The sequence below is a fragment of the Afipia sp. DC4300-2b1 genome (assembly GCF_049895725.1).
Lineage (GTDB): Bacteria > Pseudomonadota > Alphaproteobacteria > Rhizobiales > Xanthobacteraceae > Afipia > Afipia broomeae.
On record NZ_JAFCSX010000006.1, the window covers coordinates 19,608 to 38,901 of the forward strand.

A 19,294-nucleotide genomic window follows, 5' to 3' on the forward strand; every position below is an offset into this window, starting at 1 on the left:
CCAGCGCCGCAGCCAACGCGGCTGGTTCCGATCAGGCAACCGACAGCTTCACGGTGAAGGTCACCGACAGCAACAACTCGACCGCCACCGACAGCCTCGACGTCACCATCATCGACGACAAGCCAAGCGCGGTGTCCGACACCAACAGCCTGGGGACGGCGGCGGTCGGCTCGCATGCCTCCGGTAATCTGATCGCTGGCACTATCAGCAGCGGTACAGGTACCGGCGGCGCCGACAAGCAGGGCGCTGACGGCGCTCACATCGGTGGCGTGACGAGTGGTGTTTCTGACGGCAATGGGGGCTTCAACGTCACCGGCACCTACGGCACCCTGCATATCGATGCCAATGGCAATTACGACTATACTCGCACGTCCAACTCCGGCGGCACCGATACCTTCCACTACACCCTGACCGACAGCGACGGTGACGTTAGCAATCAAGCTAATCTCACTATTTCTCTGACCGCAACGGCGCAGCTCTTCGTCGGCTCCAACGACAGCGACGACAATCCCAGTGACCCGGCGCATTTCGTCGATACGTCGCCGAACGTAAGGGGTGTGATCAATGGCAGCGCGGGCGACGACACCATCGTTGGAGATCCGGGCGCGACGCCGACCATCTCTGCGGGTTCCAGCGCCAATGTGGTGTTGGTCCTCGATACGACCGCGAGCCTGAGCGCACAACAGATGACTGCGATGCAGCAGGCGGTGGGCGCGCTGCTCCAGAGCCTGTACAACTCGGGCGCCGCCAATGTGCGGGTGAGCATGTACGCCTTCGGTGGCGGCTACACGCAACTGGGCACGTATAACATCGTGACGAACAGCCATGCGAATGCGGCCGCCGACGCCGCCGCCTTGGCCAGCGCGCTGGACGCCGCGAACGCGGACGGCAGCATCACCAATAGCGGCAATCGCCTGTATATCGGCGCCGATCCGGGCAGCAACACGAGTTATGCCGACGGCCTTGATGCCGTGATCGACTACCTCACACCTGGCACATCCGGCAGCGATCCGGTTTCGTCTGTCCCGCTGACAGGCGCCTCGGTGAACAAGGTGATCTTCATCTCCGACGGCGAACCGACGACCAACGCTACCCAGACACAGATCAACACCATCACCGGCACCGGTGCCGGCCAATACGGCTACACGATCGAAGCCGTCGGCCTCAACGTGGCCGGTAGCCCGAACGCGGTGGCCGCGCTCAACGCGCTGGACAGCGGCCATTCCTACACCAATGTGGTGAATCCCAGCGACCTGACGGGCGTTGTCGGCAGCCTGGCTGGCAGCGGCGTCGTGCAGTCTGCGGCTGGTAACGACATCATCAACGGCGGCGCCGGTAAGGACATCATCTACGGCGATGTCATGAACACCGACGTTCTCAGGGCTGCGGCGGGCTTGTCCGCGGCGACATATCCGGCCGGCTCCGGCTGGGCCGTGTTTGCCGGGCTCGAAGGAACCAATTCGGTTCTGGATCCAGCCGGCAACGGCGCGCAATGGACGCGCGCCGACACACTCGCCTATATTGCTTCGCATCAACGTGAACTGGCCACGGAAAGCGGCCGCACCGGCGGTAACGACACTATTACCGCTGGCACGGGCGACGACATCATTTTCGCCCAGGAAGGCAACGACAAGATCAACTACGCGCAAGGCGACGGACAGGACACCGTCGATGGCGGCACCGGCTCGGACACACTGTACATCACCGGCGCCACCGGCACCGTCACCATCGCGGCGGCGACTGGAGGCACCGATATCGTGCCGGCCACTGGTCCGAACTCGACCGACATCATCGTCACGATGTCAGACGGCGGATCCATTCGCATGGACAGCGTCGAGGACATCGACATTACCGCTGGCCCTGGCGGCGTGAACATTCAATACATCGGCTCGCTCGCGAGTACTGCCCTCGACACCTCGACCGTCACCGTCCATGGCGGCACGGGCGATGACATTCTCGATCTCACACAGCGCGGCAACACCGATCCCCACAAGGTGATCGCCGACGGCGGTGCCCAGACCACCGCAGACATCGTGAAGCTGGATTTCAGCATCAGCGAGATCACCGCGATCGAGGCGATTTCCGGTGGAGTGAAAATTACCCATGCCGGCGGCTCTGGCACGATCACGGACGAGTTCACCAACTTCGAAAGCTTCCAGTTCGAAGGTGGCGTGACCAAGACGTTGGCCCAGGTGCTGGCCATCGACCTGATCCCGCCGACGCTCACGTCAATCACGATAAATGACACTGCGCTGAAAATTGGCGAGACGGCTACGGTTAGCGTCGTGTTTTCAGAGAAGGTCAGCAATCTCGAGATCACAGACTTCACCGCTCAAAATGGCACACTGTCGAATCTTTCGACGTCCGACGGCGGTCAGACCTGGACGATGACTCTGGCGCCGGTGAACGGAAACGTATCGTCCGGCAACCAAGTCTCGCTGACTGGTTCCTACACCGACGTCGCCGGCAATACCGGCACCGGCGGTGCATCCAGCACCACCTATGCGGTGGATACCGTAGCGCCGACGGTGACATCGATCGTTACCCAGACCCCATCCGTCAGCACGACCAACGCCGACAGCCTGATCTTCCGCGTCGCCTTCAGCGAAGCGGTAAGCGGTGTCGATGCGACCGACTTCACCGTCAGTGGCACGACGGCGGGCATCAGCGTTGCCGCCGTCGCCGGCAGCGGCGGTACGCAGTATGACGTCACGGTTTCTGGTGGAAATCTTGCGAACCTGAATGGCGCGGTCAGCCTTGCCTTTGCTGGCGGTCAAAACATCACCGACGCGGCGGGCAACGCACTCGTCAACACAACCCCGACGGGAACGGATAACCACACCTATACGGTCGACAATACGGCTCCGACCGTTTCCAATCTGGTAGTCACCGACACCAACATTCAGTTCGACGTGTCGGAAGCGGTGACGGTAACGGGCAACGGTACTTCAACCGTTACCAACGCCAGCAACCACATCACGGTGACGCCGAGTGCCACGGGTACGTCCAGCATCGTGGTCCTTACCGACGCTGCCGGAAATGCGGCCAATGCATTCGGTCTCTACGTCGGAACGAGCGGGAACAACGGCAGCTCCGGCACGCCGATTTCGGCTCCGCTCGCCAACGGCACGAACGTCATGTACGGCTATGCCGGAATCGACTTCCTGACGGGCGGCAACGGCGTAGATTACATTTTCGGCGGCGACGGAGCCGATACGATCGATGGCAATGGCGGCGCCGACAAGCTCTCGGGTGGCGCAGGCAACGATAACCTCCAACTGGCCAATGGCGATTGGGTGGCCGGTGAATCGATCGATGGCGGAGCTGATTCCGACACGATCACGCTCACCAATGGCACGACAGTCGATTTTACAAGCGGGACGATCAGCAGTGTCGAAACACTGAATGGCAGCAGCAGCGTCGATAGCGTCACGATGTCGGCTCAGCAGTGGGCTGCGTTGTCGACAATCAACCTAAACGGCAGCAACGACACGTTGACTGTGAAGGTCGATGGTGCAGTGGATATCTCGGGCGCCAGCTCGACCACCGTTTCGAGCGCAGAGACCCGCAATGTCGAAGGCGGCAACAACAACGATACGCTGACTATCAGCGCCTTGCAGCTCGCGAACTTGATTGGGGGCACCAGCAACAAGATCGATCTTGGTGGAGGCACCGATACGATCATCTTGTCGAATGCGACAACGGCCGATCTCTCCGGAGTTACCATCACCAGCGTCGAGAATCTGAAAGGCAGCTCGAGCAACGACAGCATCACGCTGACCGCTGCTCAGCTTGCCGCGCTAGCCTCACTCGATCTCGGCGGTGGAACCGGCGATACGCTCACGCTGACGACGGCGCCCACCAACAATCTGTCCAATGTGACGAATGTCGAGACGATTGTCCTTGCCGGTGCAACCACCAGCGTGACGACTGTCGATGGACTGGTTGCCTCAGGTGCGACGCTGACGATTAACGGCAGTGCTCTCAGCTCCAGTCAGACTCTGACCTGGAATGGTGCCGCCGAAACCAATGGCGCGTTCAACATCACCGGCGGTGCGGGCAACGACGTCATCACCGGCGGCGCTCAAAATGACGCGATCACGGCGGGCACAGGCAACGATAATCTTTCCGGTGGCGATGGCGACGATACGTTCGCGCTTGCTGGTAATCTGACGAACTCAGACATTATCAATGGCGGTGCCGACAACGACACGCTGACATTTACCGGTTCGACATCTAACACGACTGCTCTCAACAACGTGACGAACGTCGAGACAATCGTATTGGGTAACGCCTCGACAAGCATCACCACGGTTGATGGCCTGGTTGCTGCCGGGCAAACGCTAACTGTGGACGGTTCTGCGCTCACGTCGGGTAGTGTTTTGACCTGGAACGGCGCAGCCGAAACTAACGGCAAGTTCATTATCACCGGTGGAGCAGGTAACGACGTCATCACCGGCGGTGCGGGCAATGACGTTATTATCGGCGGCGCTGGCAATGACACCATCAATGGCGTCGGCGGTTCGGACATCATTAAATTTGCCACGACCGGTGCCCTGAATGGCTCCGACATACTCACGATTACCGCCGGCTCTGGCGGCGATATCCTGAACTTTGGGGCCTTCCTTGGCTCTGGTTCAGTGCTTCAGAACGGCGCAAGCGGTACTGGGATCAACGCATACACATCGGCAAGCAGTGGCAATGCGAACATCACCGATAAAGTTGCGCTGTACAGCGATGCGACCGAAAACAATGTCGATGACACAACCAGCATCGCTGGCATCATCAACAGCAACGTCTTCAGCATTAACGCTGGTGGAAAGGCGATCCTGCTCACAGGCTCGACCTCAGGTGCTTACGAGACGAGAATCTGGTACATCAACGACGCCAATAACAATGGCACCATCGCGGCGGGTGAGGTGACATTGGTTGGCACGACATCCGGCAATTTTGACCTCGACTCTTTAACCACGGCCAACTTTGCCTTTACTGCCGACCCAATCGTCCTCGATCTCGACCACAATGGCTTTGCTTTCACTTCGTCGGCCGATGGTGTTCAGTTCGACATCAATTCCGATGGCGTAAAGGATCAAATTGCCTGGACGAGCAACGGGCATGACGGCCTGCTGGCGCTCGACGTCAACGGCAACGGTAAGATCGACAATGGCAGTGAACTGTTCACGCCCACCTTCGCAGGTGGAAACTTCACTGACGCTCTCGCGGCACTCGCGAGTCTCGACAGCAACCATGACGGCGTGATCGACAGTAAGGATCAGGCTTTCGCACAGCTTTCAGTCTGGCAGGATGCCAACCACAACGGTGTGACCGATGCTGGCGAGATGCGATCGCTGACTGGCCTTGGCATCACCGGCATCAATCTTGACGCAGCGGCAGGTACGGGAACCATCGATGGACAGTCGGTTGCCGCAAAGGGCATCTTCACCTATGCCGATGGATCTACCGGTTCATTCGTCGAGGTCGATTTCGATACGTCTCTCGCCGAGGTAGCTGACAATGGCGGTCATACGTTGTCCGGTACGAACGGCGTCGCGGATACGTTCGCGCTGCCGGCGAGCACGCTGGGACACGCCGATACGATCCTCAACTTCAACAATGCGGAAGGTGACAAGATCGATCTCTCTGCACTTCTCGATCAGGTCTTTGCGCCGAGCTCGAATGTGGAGAAGTTCATCCACCTCGCCCAGTCCGGCAACGATGTCACCGTTCAGGTCGACACCACCGGTCAGGGCAATTTCGCCGGCGGCTCACACGATGTAGCCGTGCTTGCGGGGTTTGCCGGCACCAGCCATGGTGACATCATCAACGCCACGTTCGCCGGCACCGAGCATCAGCTCCATCTGGCGGCCACGACCTAAGGCACCTCACAAGACGAACAAACCCGCCGGAGCGAACCGGCGGGTTTTTCTTTGGTTTTTCGGGCGGATGCCTGATGCGGGTGCTTTGCTTCGCCGCGCTTTCCCATTCAAATGTTTCGTCCGCCTTTGCCGTCGCCGACAGTGACGCTGATCTTTTGCACTTCGGTGCGGCCGTTCGGGTACTTGACCTCAAGCGTCACGACATCCACGCCGATGAAGTCAGTCTTTGATTTGTAGAACGCAACATAGCCGGGCACCTCAAGCGCCAGGCACTGCTTGTAGTTGGTAGCAGTGACTTTCCCGCGCTTGACCTCAACCGTCCCGTTCGCAGGCGGGCTCAGGAGGCGGATGGTGGGGAGAACGCCGGAACTACAATCCGGCTGCACATTGAGATAGACACCGACCCGGATTGGCTTCGCCGTAGATCCCTTGGCCGTGCGCTCCACTGTTTGAGCATCTTGGGCGTGAGCAGACACGCCTAAACCCGCCAGGATCAATACACCCGTTGCGAAAGCCCTTCCGATTCCAAGCCGGTGCCTGACATATAGAATCTTGTTGCTCACGATCGTCCCCATAGTCGCCTGGAGGTCTTGTCCCGACTGAAGTCTACCACGCGACCGTTGCCACCGCACCGCGATAGCAGGTGCAGTGCCGGGTATTTTTAAGGAACACCTGTGCTGCGAAAACCGTCAGAGCAGAAGCGGAAAATTGGTCAGTCCCGATGCCCCCGAAGACGACTGAATGTCGCTTAGGTCGAGGTTCACGGCCGTGTCCTGGACAGCTGCATCGCTCGGAAGAGCCATACCCCAGGGATCGGCTGCTGCTGGTGCTACGGCCTTGTTGTCGCTGTTCATGCGCTGGCTCAGATAAGGCGAGGCAAACAGGCTCACTCCACCTGTATCCAGCGCCACAAGCGGCGTGAACTGCGGCAGATCGCTGTCAGCGAACAACGTCCCGCGCCGGTTGTCGAGAATGGTCCAGCCGCTATCCTTGCGCACTGCGAGCACCGCGTGATCCTCACGGACAGCGCGGTCACGCACCAGGAGAATGCGAAGATCCTGTTCAGGAATGCCAGCTTCCCGCAGCACCATGTATTTTGCAATTGCATAATCCTCGCAGTCGCCCCGGCCAGTGCGTAGCGAAGCCAGCGGAGAAGACCACAGATCGACCTCGCCATGCTGGATGAGGTCGCTGGTGTAGCGGATCGCGGTGTTGATAAGGCGATTGACGGTCTCGAGCCTTGCCGCGCCGTTGCGTTCACGCACGTCATCGACCATCAGCATAAACCGTTTGGCAGCGCTACTGCAGGTCGAAGAATTCGCCTTGCAACTCGAAATCTCGTTCATCTCTTTGTCAATCTGGCTCCTTACGTTGCGCCACTTGCGCCACAACATCCCTTCGGGAGCGCGGAAGGTGAAAAGGCCAAAAGGCTCGGTTGTCGAGAGTTGTGACTGCTCGACACCGGTGAATTCGCTGGGAGCGTCCGAAATAACGCTATCGCTTGCGACGGAGGCGAGTCGAACGGGCTCGTTCGGAACGGACTTGCCATCAAGCTTTGCCAAAACGCTGTTGATCGAAAAGAAGCGGGCGCCTGTCGCGGCCTGCGTCTGGACAGGCGGTACTGGCGACTCCAGCATCGACGGGGTAACGAGGTCGTCGAAAATATACTTCCTGGGTTTGGCCCTTGAGGCAGCCTCCCCAGGAAAAACGCCAGCCGTCAAAACCGCGAGGCCAACAATTACACCTGTAACGGTACGCGCCGTTGAAAAACTTGCCATGATAACGCCCCTGCATCCCGGGAGCGTCGGCCAGCCTTAAAAGCTGATCCCGTTCCCGTGTGATGGAGCGATCATTGAATGGAGGCGGCTAGCGCAGCGTTAAACGGCGCGGGCAGGGGCGGGTATTCTGCGCCGCAGAGTGAAGAGCCAGAAACAGAATACGTAGAATTTGAAATATCGCCGAGGGTAACGCAGCGTTAATGCTGACTATTTCGTTACCGAAAGGCTTCAACGCTCGCGAAGAGCTTCATCGCGAAGCATACGGGCGGGCTTCACGACATAATCGAGCACCGATTTTGCTCCAGTCAGGATTTCCACGGTGGAAACCATGCCGGGAATGATCGGAAGCGGAGTTTCGGTGGTTCCAAGATGGTTCTTGTCTGTGCGAACCATGACCCGATAGAACGTTTCGCCCTTTTCACCACGCTCGGGCTTGTCGTCGGCGATCGTATCCGCGCTGATACGCTCGACCTTCCCCTTGAGAGAGCCATAGACCGACGAATCGTAAGCGGTAATCTTGACCACTGCATCCTGTCCCGCCCTGATAAACGCGATGTCCTGCGGACGAATTCGGCCCTCGACAAGCAGGCTGTCATCTAGCGGAACAATGTCCATCAGGTTCGCGCCCGGCTGAACCACTGCTCCGACAGTGGTCACGTTCAGCTTATTGACAATGCCGTTAACCGGAGATTTGAGATCGGCCCGGCGGACGCGATCCTGCGCGGACTTGATATTCTCTTCCAGCACAGCCAGATCTCCGCGAGATTTAGCCAGATCTTCTTCCGACTGCGACCGGAACGCGGTCTTGATATTCGTGATGCGCGATTGCGTTTCGGCAAGCTGCCCACGAATTTCGCTGGCCTGCCGTTCGAGACGCAACATCTCAATCTCGGGCACTACCTTTTGCGCATACAGATTGCGGGTGATTTCTACCTCGCGGCTGAGAAGTTTGAGTGAGGCGGCAAGCCGCGTTTCCTGCTGCGCGAGAACGTCGATGTCCTGAGATACTTTCTTCACGCGCGCAGTAAACAGGTTCTGCTCGGTTTCTACGATCTGGGGGGCGAGCTTGATGAGTTCCTCTGGGAAGATGGGCTTTTCAGCGCCGATCACTTCAGCCTGAAGGCGCGCAACACGTGCAGCGTTTGACGCGCGCCGTTCACGAACCTCACCAAGGTCTGCTGAAAACTTGGTGTCGTCAATTCTCATCAAAACCTGGCCTTGCTTTACGATATCTCCTTCCCGCACCAGAATTTCCAGGACCAGCCCGCCTTCGAGACTTTGCAGAACCTGAGTCTGACGGGAGGAAATCACCCGGCCGTTACCGCGTTTGACTTCGTCGAGGACGGCAAAATGCGCCCAGACAACGCCAACTACAAGAAGCGCCAATGTACACAGCAAGACCAGCCGTGATGTGCGCGGCGTGCGCAGCTCGACCGCAGCTCGAATATCATTTGCGAAAGCAAAGTCAGACTGCTGCATTTGTTTTCACGATAGGTTTGTCGAACTTCGGTGCTTCGGCTGCCCGCTTTGCTCCAGCCTGAAGACTGGCAAGAACGCTTTCGCGGGGGCCATCGGCCACGAGTTTGCCTTGTTCAAAAACAAGAATCCGGTTGACTAGCGTCAATAGGGAAGGGCGGTGGGTCGAGACGATGATCGTCATGTCGGACATCGCTATTGATTTCAGACGATCAAGGAATTCCGCCTCGCTGCGTACATCGAAATGCGCAGTCGGTTCATCCATGAAGATGATCTTGGGTTTCCGGATCATGGCACGCGCCAAGCCGATGGCTTGCTTTTGCCCGCCAGAAAGGCTGCGGCCCCCCTCGCTGATCGGCATATCGTAACCGAGCGGATGGCCGGCGATGAACTGCTCGACACCGGACAGGCGAGCGACTTCGATGACTTCTTCGTCGCTGGCTGACGGTTTTCCGAGTGTGATGTTGTCACGCAGCTTTCCGAAGAACAGGTCGGTATCTTGCATGACGAAGCCGACGCCGGCGCGAAGGTCAGCTGGGTCATACTGACGTGAATCGATACCATCGATGGCGATACTGCCTTCAAGCGGTTCGTAGAATCCGGTCAAGAGGCGACCGACCGTCGTCTTCCCTGAGCCGACGCGGCCAATGATGGCAACTCGCTCTCCCGGAGCGATCTTGAACGACACATTTTCAAGCGCGCTTTGCTTGGTGCCAGGGTAGCGGAAGCTTACGTTGTCGAAACTGACGGCGCCTCGTTCGATCTTTCGGGTTACGAAAGCGCGACCTGGCGGGCGTTCGCGTTCAAGTGACATCAGCCGGTCGATCGAACGCAACGCGCTTACTGTCTGGGTCGCCCGGGTGATAACGGATGCAAGGCTCGAAATCGGGGCCAGTACGCGGCCGGACAGCATGTTTGCGGCAATCAGGGCGCCCATGGTGATCTTGCCGTCGAGAATCAGGAAGACGCCGATCACCACCAGCAACATGCTCGTGATCTGCTGAGCGGAGCTTGAAATCGTCAGGGCAAGCGATGACCAGAAATGGACATCTTCGCCCGAGCGCGCCGTTGCTGCTACGGATCGCTCCCAGAGGGTTTGCATGCGGGATTCTGCACCGGTGGCGCGAACGGTTTCAATGCCTGACAATGATTCGATAAGCACGCCATGCCGCGCAGCCGATTCCGCTTGCAGCCTCTTCATGGCACGGTCGAGCGGCCGCTGCAGAATGAAGCCGGTTGCGATAATGATCGGCAACATCAGCAAGGGGATCCATGCGAGCGGGCCCGCAATAACAAAGAGTATGCCGATAAATATCATCGCAAAGATGAGGTCAGTGGCTGCGACCACCGTTCCCGATGTAAAGAATTCCCTGACTGAATCGAAATCCCTCATTTGGTTGGCGAGAATGCCAACAGACGCCGGTCTGTTTGCCATTTTCACCGCGAGGATATGCTCGAAAATATTGGCGGCGAGCACGACGTCGATCTTCTTGCCCGTCAGATCTACGATCCGGCTTCGGACAATCCGGATGACGAAATCGAAAACGATTGCGAGGCCAAGGCCGACAGCAAGAGCAACAAGAGACGGGATCGCTCCGTTCGGGACGACGCGATCGTAGACGTTCATCGTAAATAGCGGTGCAGCCAGGGCCAGCAAGTTAACGAGGAGTGCCGCGAGCGCAACGTGTCCGTAATTCGATCCGAATTTGCGGACCACGGACCAGAACCAGTGTGATTGAGGGAGATCGCCCGCGGCAACCGTGCGCGCGTCAGCTGTCGCTGCGGGTTTGACCAGGAACGCGTAGCCGGAATAGAGCGAGGCCAGCGCAGCAATGGTGAGATTTTTCGTCGCGTCGGGTCGCTCCGGGTCTATGACGTGAGCCGTTTCACCGGCCGCATCGACGCCTGTCATGATCAACGGCATGCCGTCCTTCAAGATCAGCAGAACCGGTAACACGAGAGCGGGAATATCGAGGAGCGCGCGTTTGACCGGCTCAATCTCGAGCCCGGCGCGCAAGCCTGCACGTTCGACGAGCGTAGCGGTCAGCCGGCCGTTGACGATGGGCAGACCGGCTATCAAGGCTTCACGGCTAATGGATCGTCCATGAAAGCCAGCAAGGTAGACCAGCGCAGCCGCAAGCGGATCCCTTAAGCGACCACCGGTCTCGGGCCCGCTTGGCATCGACGCATTTCGTTCAATTGCCGCTTCGGGTTTCAAGGGTTGTCGTCCTGCCAGGGGTCAATGCGTTATCCTAGCCCGGTCGGGTAAAAAGATAAGAAAACCTTAATGTTAAGACTAATGGGGGAGCGCTCGCCCCTCATTTGTCTGCTCTTCCCGGCCCTTGGTTCGGACGCCTAACCCGGCAGTTTCAACGTCCGGGCTGCGTCCCGACGCTTGGCCATTTCGATGCGGCGTCGATCAGCTCCTGCGCAGGATTCGAGCCCTGCCACCGGCCTGAGAAACTGTCGTTTCCCGGTCCTGGGCTGAATCCAGTGGCAGACGCATAGTTCAAAGCTGGAACCGGTTCGACCCGCTTAACGGGCAAAGGCTCGGGGCCGGAATTTGGCGTGTGGAGAATGATAGGTGGCAATTTGGTGGGGAACAGACCGAAAGGTTCAACGTCCAGCGGCGCGGAATCGGCCGGTGGCGGTGCCTTTACATACTCGATCAGGCCCCCCATGGCAGCAAGCAACTGATAGTCAGCGAACACTGCAACGCTTTGCGAAGAGACCAGTGAGACGAACCCGTTAAAAAGCTGGTTCTGACCGTTCAACAAATCGACCAGCGAGCGTTGACCGAGCTCATACTCTTTCTGGTAGGAGACGATGACTTTCCGATCGGACGCGATTTGCCGCTGCAAAGCGGCAATTCGGTCTGCGGTCAGCGTGCGCGCAGCCCAGGCCTTATCGATTGATTCCACAGCGTCCCGCTGAAGCCGCGCATGCCGCATCGTTCCTTCAACATATCGCTCCGCCATTTCGGATCGGCGCCATGTATCCTGGCCGCCCCGGAAGATATCCCAGCTTACGACAACCTTCCCGCTGACATCATCGCGCTTGCCAACATATGAGTTGGCATCGATGCCCGATGCCGCGCGGCCTTCCAGATACACGTTCGGAACGAACGCCCCGGACGTACTGCGGAATGCATACTTCGCCGCTCGCGCATCCGCTTCTGCAGCCTGGATAGTGGGATTGAATTTGATAGCGACAGCGAGCGACTCATCCTTCGTTCTGGGAAGCCCCGGAAGACGGTTGGGATTGCGCAGGTTGAACGGTTCAAGGCCGACCGACTTGCGATACTTCGCGCGGGCTTCGTCGAGGCTTTGGCGGAAACCTGCCAGGGTCGCCACCGCGTTCTCCACGCGCTCCCGGGTCTGTTCTAGATCGCCTTCGCCCGCGCGGCCGCCGTTGAAGCGGGCCTGCACGTTCCCAAACAGGCTGCGATGGACACGCACGTTGTCTTCGGCAATCGTGATCAGGCGGGTGTAGCGAATGACATCGATGTAAGCCTCGGCGGCATCCAAGGCCAGCAACTCTGTTCTTTCATGGACGCGCGCTGCAGCGGCGTTCACGCGTGCAGACTGTCGCCAGATTTCGTTCAGAGATGTAAATCCGTCGAAAATCAGCTGGCGTCCGACAATCGAGACATCGCGCCCGTTTCGCCATGTATCGTTGCCCAGCGGTGCGGGCACAACTTGCTGATTGAAGCGTTCCGGGCCGGCGCGAGCTTCGATTCGTACCTGCGGCAGCAGTGTTGATTGTTGTTGGCGCAATTCCGATTCGGTGGCGCGACGGTTAGCCGCCGCCTCTCCAACTCCGGGATGTGTCGCTATGGCTTGCTTTAGCGCGTCGTTGATTGAAAACGCTTGCCCATAAGCCATCGGGGAAAGCGAGCAGCCCAGCAAGAACGCTGGAACGGCGAAAAATGATGCGCGCATCAGAAAATCCCCTACGCCGAAAATACTTAAAAATTTCTTCACAACGACCGGTTTGACCTTACCAGAACACACATGGGGCGAAATAACGTCTTTACCGAGTTTCAGGAACTGTGGCGCAAGCGCAACGCATTTTGCCTTAAAAGGTACTTAAATACCAGAAATCCTTCACTATATTGCGAAAATGCCTGCTCGGTATTGGCCGGGCGGACGCAATCTGGATCATCTTTACGAAGTAAAGGACGAGCGCGAAGTCGAGAATTTGAGGTATCGGCTATTGCGGCGAGCGGGCCGTCCCCATTTAGCGCGATAGCGACAAGCAGCGGCTGACTAACGAATCCTCGAGCATGCGTGTTGGAGGGTGCTTTTCGCTCCGAATACTCCGGTTCATGGGCTGAGAACGGAATCTACCCGGAGACGGGCGCGATCAACACTGGGTCGCCAGCCAGCCGGCACGCTTTCAGCGAATCTCTGGTTAAGCGGAAGACCTCCGGTTAGCGTTAGCAACCGCGGCAGCGGCGGTCCGGTTCTCGACTCCAAGTTTCGCGTAGATCTGTTCAAGGTGCTTGTCGATTGTGCGCGGGCTCAGGCCGAGGATCTGGGCAATGTCGCGATTGGTCTTGCCCTTACTGAGCCACGACAACACCTCTCCTTCACGCAGGGTCAGTCCAAGTTGTTTGCTGAATTCATCAGGAGAACTGGAAGCTGCATCATTGGCCAGTCTGAACAGAAACTCATCCGGACTGAGCCGCCCCACGTAATGAATCCGAAATTTACTGTTGCGGTCCAGCGATTGATCTGACGGCGCCCTGGCATCGCCGTTTCCTTTGGAAATCTGATCGAGCCAGGCAAGCCATGATGCAGGAAGCTCGAATTTCCTGCCGGTGGCCTCGAGCGGATCTGGACACAGCAATTTTTGGGCCTGCGGTGTCGCCCAGATCATCTGACCAAGATGATCGGAGACGAAGAGAAAGCGCCCGGATACGTCGAGGGCCGCGCGCGCGCTGTGAGTCATGCGGGCATTGGCGGTGTGAACCTTGATCCGCGCCAGCATCTCGGCGATCACGATCGGCTTTGTAACGTAGTCGACGCCGCCGGCCTCAAGACCGCGCACGATATGCTCCGTTTCGGCGAGACCGGTCATGAAGATGACTGGAACATTGGCAAGCCCTGCCTCACGTTTGAGGCGGCGGCACGTCTCAAATCCATCGATGCCAGGCATCACCGCATCGAGTAAAATCACATCGGGAGTGATCTGCTCGCCGATGCGCAGGGCGGACGCGCCGTCGAGCGCAACCATCACTGTCATGCCGGCGCCATCCAGCGCATCGGTCAGCATGCGCAGTGTCTCCGGCGAGTCATCGACGATCAGCACCGTGTCGCGTGATTTGGTTTCAATACTCATGGCGCTGCACATTCTGAAGGGTTGCCATGTATTGCCCGAGATCGAACCGTTCCACCAGCGAACGCATCTGCGACACGAAAGCCGCATGCTCCGGATGATCGTTGTTGATCTGGTCGAGCTTGAGGTGGATGGCTGTGACGTAGCCGATTTGTCCGAGATCGATCAACTCATTGACATATTGAGCGGGCGGCCCCGGATCGTCGTTCGCATTCCATGTGGCGACTTCGGCCTCGCTCGGCTGAACCGGGCCGGGTTCATACGACCACTCGATCTTGAGCAACTGGCCGATCAGTTCCAGCAGGCGCGGGACATCGATCGGCTTCATCAGGTAGCCGTCATGGAACGGCTGCGCCAGCGGCGTGCCGTGAGCTTCAAGCGCGCTCGCCGAGATCATCAGGATGCGGGCATTGTGATGGCCGGCCGTGCGGAGGCTTTCGGCGACCGACCAACCGTCGGTCTCGCCCATCGAGATGTCGAGCAGGAACATGTCCGGCTGGCAGTGCTGCGCGAGATTGAGACAGGTCGCGCCGTCTGGCGCGCTCAAGATGATGAAGCCGAGGGGGGCCAGGACTTCACGCAGCAGATCGCGGTGAGTTGGATCGTCGTCGGTGATGAGGATGGTCTTGCGCGGGCCGTGATAGCCGTAGATCGGCGCATTGATCGCCTTGATGCGTGTGGGGTTGGTGACCTCCGACAGCAGCATCTTGACCTGAAATGTGCTGCCCTTTCCGACGGTGCTGGTGACGCGGATGTCACCGCCCATCACGCCAGCAAGCAGCTTGCTGATGGTCAGGCCGAGGCCCGTTCCGGTTTGCGGCTGGGAGATGCCGAGCGCGCCGCGCTCGAACGGCGCAAAGATGCGTTCCAGATCGTCGGCGTGAATGCCGGGGCCGGTGTCGCGCACCTCGAATTCCGCGACCGGGCTGCGGTAATGCACGATGAAATGCACGCTGCCGCTCTGGGTGAACTTGATCGCGTTCGACAGGAGGTTGATGAGAATTTGCCGCAGACGTTTCTCGTCGGCATAGACAACAGGGGGCAGGGTTTCAGGCCGCTGAAACACGAACTCCACATTCTTTGCCGCGGCCTGAAGTCGGAACATGCCGACAAGCTGATCGAGAAAGGCGTGCAGTCGCACTTCGTCACGCGACAGATGAAGCCGTCCGGCCTCGATCTTGGAAATGTCGAGCAGACCATCGATCAGGCCCGAAAGATGATCGGCGCTTCGGCGAACGACGCGGATCTGGTCGCGCGGCTTCGGCTGGATGGTCGCGTCCTGTTCGAGCAGTTGCGCGTATCCGCTGATGGCGTTGAGAGGTGAGCGCAGTTCGTGGCTCAATCCGACCACGTAGCGACTCTTGGCGAGGTTGGCGGATTCGGCGACTTCCTTGGCGCGCTGAAGCTCCATGTCGGTCTGCCGGTGGGCGTCGATCTCCTGCATCAGCAGCGTGGTCTGCCGTCTGGTTTCGGCCTCGGCAGCCTGGCGGCTCTGCCGCGCCAGCACGAACAGCCATGCCACCACGCCGATGATGATCGAGAGCGCGAAGAAAACTTTCCATAGCACGTCGGAGAGTTGGACCTGATCGAACCGGATCGCGGTGGAGGTCTGGAGGTAAATCAGGGCAAGCGTCAGCCCGACCAGTCCTGCAGACAGCGCAAACACGCCGAGATAATGCCCTAGCTGCGAGTTGATCCGCGCGTATATGAACTCCGGAAGCATCTTGCCAAGGGTTTCGGAAAACTGGGCCTGTACCCGCGCATGCGGCTTGCACAGATCATGGCAGCGGGCATCGAGCGAGCAGCACAGCGAGCAGATCGGACCGGCATAGGCTGGACAGGAAGCCATGTCTTCCGGCTCGAACGCATGTTCACAGATACAGCACTTGATCGTTTCGAGGTTCTGCCAGCTCCGCTTGGGTTTTCGCGCGATGTAATACTTTCCACCCGTCGCCCACGCGATCACCGGCGCGGTCAGGAATGCCACGGTCAACGCCACGAATGGCGCAAGCGCCTTCGCTGTGGTTCCAAAGAAGCCGTAGAATGCGCTGATCGATACGATCGTTGCGATCGTCATCGCGCCGACGCCGACCGGATTGATATCGTAGAGATGCGCGCGCTTGAACTCCATGTGTTGCGGGCGCAGGCCGAGCGGCTTGTTGACAATGAGATCGGCGACCAGCGCGCCGACCCATGCGATGGCGACGTTCGAGTAGAGCGCCAGCGTTTGCTCCAGCGCCTTGTATACGCCGATCTCCATCAGCAGCAGCGCGACCAGCACATTGAACACCAGCCACACCACGCGGCCTGGATGGCTGTGCGTCAGGCGCGAGAAGAAATTCGACCATGCGATCGAGCCTGCATAGGCGTTGGTGACGTTGATCTTGAGCTGCGACAGGATGACAAACGTGCCGGTTAGCGCCAGTGCGAGATCAGGCTGCGCAAGCACGTAGCGGAACGCTTCGAGATACATGTGCGCGGGCTCGGCGGCGTATTCGGCGGTTACGCCGTGCTTGATCGCAAAGAATGCGAGAAACGATCCGGCCAGCATCTTGATTGCGCCGGGCACGATCCAGCCAGGACCGGCGCTCACCATTGCGAGCCACCATGCGCGCTTCGAGGTTCTCCGGTCGCGTGGCAGAAACCGCAGGAAGTCGACCTGTTCGCCGATCTGCGCCACCAGCGCGAACACCACGGAAGCTGCGGTTCCGAACAACAGCAGGTCGAGATGGCCTGATGGATTGCCATGCTCGCCCGGAAACGCGGTCCACTCGGTAAACGAGCCGGGGCTTTTGATGGCGATGGCCGCGAAGGGCAGAATGTGGAGCAGAATCCAGAACGGCTGGGTCCACAACTGGAAGCGGCTGATCAGTGTGATGCCGTGAGTGACCAGCGGGATGATGACCACCGCGCTGATGAGATAGCCGATCGGGCGGGGGATGCCGAAGCATAGTTCCAGCGCCATCGCGAGAATCACGGCCTCAATGGCGAAGAAGATGAAAGTGAAGGACGCGTAGATCAGCGACGTGATCGTCGAGCCGATGTAGCCGAACCCGGCGCCGCGGGTGAGCAGATCGATGTCGACGCCGTATCTGGCGGCATAATAGGCAATCGGCAGCCCGCAGCAGAAAATGATGGCACTGACCACCAAGATCGCGGCGGTGGCGTTGGTAACCCCGTAGTTCAGCGTGATCGTGCCGCCGATGGCTTCCAGCGCGAGAAACGAGATTGCGCCCAGCGCCGTATTCGCCACGCGCGCCGCCGACCAGCGGCGCGCACTCTTGGCCGTGAAGCGAAGCGCGTAGTCCTCAAGGGTCTGGTTGGCAACCCATTGATTATATTGGCGCCTGACGCGGTCTATCCGCTGCCGCCCGGCCACTTTGATCTCCATCGTCACGCGCTTTGCGTCCTGATCCTGTTCCGAAAATCTACGTCGCGCTTTTGCGGTGCCGTATGCGCGATTTCGCGTATCTGTGCGCTGCACAATCCGGGCCATCTTTTCCCCATCAAGACGGTTTTCCAGCAAAAAGGGGTGGTCATGTCAGACGACAAAAATCAGGGCTTACAGTCCGCGTTCCGGCGAAAAATGCTGATGGGGATGGCGGCGCTGCCCGCCATGTCACTGGTCTCAAAGCCATCGTTCGGTGCCGGGCCGGCAACATCCGCGGTCAACACCACGGGCCTTGCGGTTACCGACACCGAAGTCACGGTCGGAATCCTGCACTCCGTGACCGGCACCATGGCGATCTCGGAAACGGGATCGGTGCAGGCTGAGAAGCTGGCCATCGAGCAGATCAACGCGTCGGGCGGCGTACTCGGCCGCAAGATCAAGTTCATCCAGGAAGACGGCGCGTCCGATTGGCCGACCTTCGCCGAAAAGGCAAAGAAGCTGCTGGTCAACGACAAGTGCGCATCTGTGATGGGCTGTTGGACTTCGGCGTCGCGCAAGGCGGTGCTGCCGGTGTTCGAGCAGTACAACGGCATGCTTTACTATCCGACCTTCTATGAAGGCCTCGAGCAGTCGAAGAACGTCATCTACACCGGCCAGGAAGCCACCCAGCAGATCATCGCCGGTCTCGACTGGGTCAACAAGACCAAGGGCGCGAAGACATTCTATCTGCTCGGCTCGGACTACATCTGGCCGCGCACCTCGAACAAGATCGCGCGCAAGCATATCGAAGGCCATCTCGCCGGCTCCAAGGTTGTCGGCGAAGAATACTTCCCGCTCGGTCACACCCAGTTCAACTCGGTCATCAACAAGATCAAGCTGACCAAGCCGGATGTGATCTACGCCATCATCGTCGGCGGTTCGAACGTCGCCTTCTACAAGCAGCTCAAGGCGGCCGGCATCGACCTGTCGAAGCAGACGCTGCTGACCATCTCGGTCACCGAAGACGAAATCGACGGTATCGGCGGCGAGAACATCGCTGGCGCATTCGCCTGCATGAAATACTTCCAGTCGCTCGACAACCCGAATAACAAGGAGTTCGTCGCGGCCTTCAAGAAGATGTGGGGCGAAAAGACCGTGATCGGAGACGTCACACAGGCTGCCTATCTCGGCCCGTGGCTCTGGAAAATGACGGTCGAGAAAGCTGGCAGCTTCGACATCGACAAGATCGCCGAAGCGTCAACCGGCATCGAGTTCACCAAGGCGCCGGAAGGCTACGTCAAGATCCACAAGAACCATCACCTGTGGTCCAAGACGCGCGTCGGTCTCGCCGGTCTCGATGGCCAGTTCAAGGTAGTCTACGAGACGCCCGATCTGATCGAGCCCGATCCGTTCCCCAAGGGCTACCAGTAAGTCTCTCTTCGATAGCTGAGCTC

The 19,294-nt window shown here is 58.9% G+C and carries 9 protein-coding genes; 2 read left to right on the plus strand and 7 right to left on the minus strand.

Annotated features, from left to right (window positions below):
- The first annotated feature begins 53 nt into the window (after nt 1-53).
- Nucleotides 54-5,876: an Ig-like domain-containing protein gene (locus ACP7AL_RS22630; RefSeq protein WP_425994501.1), complete on the plus strand. Its 5,823-nt coding sequence runs from the start codon at nt 54-56 to the stop codon at nt 5,874-5,876.
- A 107-nt stretch (nt 5,877-5,983) separates the two neighbouring features.
- Here ACP7AL_RS22630 and ACP7AL_RS22635 read toward each other — a convergent pair whose 3' ends face one another.
- From ACP7AL_RS22635 to ACP7AL_RS22665, 7 genes are all read right to left on the minus strand, one after another.
- Nucleotides 5,984-6,451 carry a hypothetical protein gene (locus tag ACP7AL_RS22635; protein ID WP_425994503.1) on the minus strand — a complete coding sequence of 156 codons (468 nt, stop codon included), beginning with the start codon at nt 6,449-6,451 and terminating at the stop codon, nt 5,984-5,986.
- A 114-nt stretch (nt 6,452-6,565) separates the two neighbouring features.
- Nucleotides 6,566-7,654 (minus strand): transglutaminase-like cysteine peptidase, encoded by a 1,089-nt coding sequence (locus ACP7AL_RS22640; RefSeq protein ID WP_425994505.1) that lies wholly within the window; start codon nt 7,652-7,654, stop codon nt 6,566-6,568.
- Between the two features lie 228 nt (nt 7,655-7,882).
- Complete coding sequence (locus ACP7AL_RS22645; RefSeq protein ID WP_425994507.1) at nt 7,883-9,133, minus strand: HlyD family type I secretion periplasmic adaptor subunit; 1,251 nt, start codon at nt 9,131-9,133, stop codon at nt 7,883-7,885.
- Nucleotides 9,120-11,312, minus strand: coding sequence for a type I secretion system permease/ATPase (locus ACP7AL_RS22650; protein ID WP_425994778.1), 2,193 nt, complete (start codon nt 11,310-11,312; stop codon nt 9,120-9,122). The genes ACP7AL_RS22645 and ACP7AL_RS22650 overlap by 14 nt, the downstream gene beginning before the upstream one ends.
- Nucleotides 11,313-11,499: 187 nt before the next feature.
- Nucleotides 11,500-13,071: a TolC family outer membrane protein gene (locus ACP7AL_RS22655; protein ID WP_425994509.1), complete on the minus strand. Its 1,572-nt coding sequence runs from the start codon at nt 13,069-13,071 to the stop codon at nt 11,500-11,502.
- A gap of 472 nt (nt 13,072-13,543) precedes the next feature.
- Complete coding sequence (locus tag ACP7AL_RS22660) at nt 13,544-14,473, minus strand: response regulator (protein ID WP_425994511.1); 930 nt, start codon at nt 14,471-14,473, stop codon at nt 13,544-13,546.
- On the minus strand, nt 14,463-17,849 hold the full coding sequence (locus ACP7AL_RS22665; RefSeq protein ID WP_425994780.1) for a hybrid sensor histidine kinase/response regulator: 3,387 nt from the start codon (nt 17,847-17,849) through the stop codon (nt 14,463-14,465). Before ACP7AL_RS22665 ends, ACP7AL_RS22660 begins: the two co-directional genes overlap by 11 nt.
- A gap of 159 nt (nt 17,850-18,008) precedes the next feature.
- Between ACP7AL_RS22665 and urtA the strand changes: the two genes are divergently transcribed.
- Entirely contained in the window at nt 18,009-19,271 is a 1,263-nt protein-coding gene (urtA, locus tag ACP7AL_RS22670) for an urea ABC transporter substrate-binding protein (protein WP_006020102.1), read from the plus strand.
- The last annotated feature ends 23 nt before the right edge of the window (nt 19,272-19,294 follow it).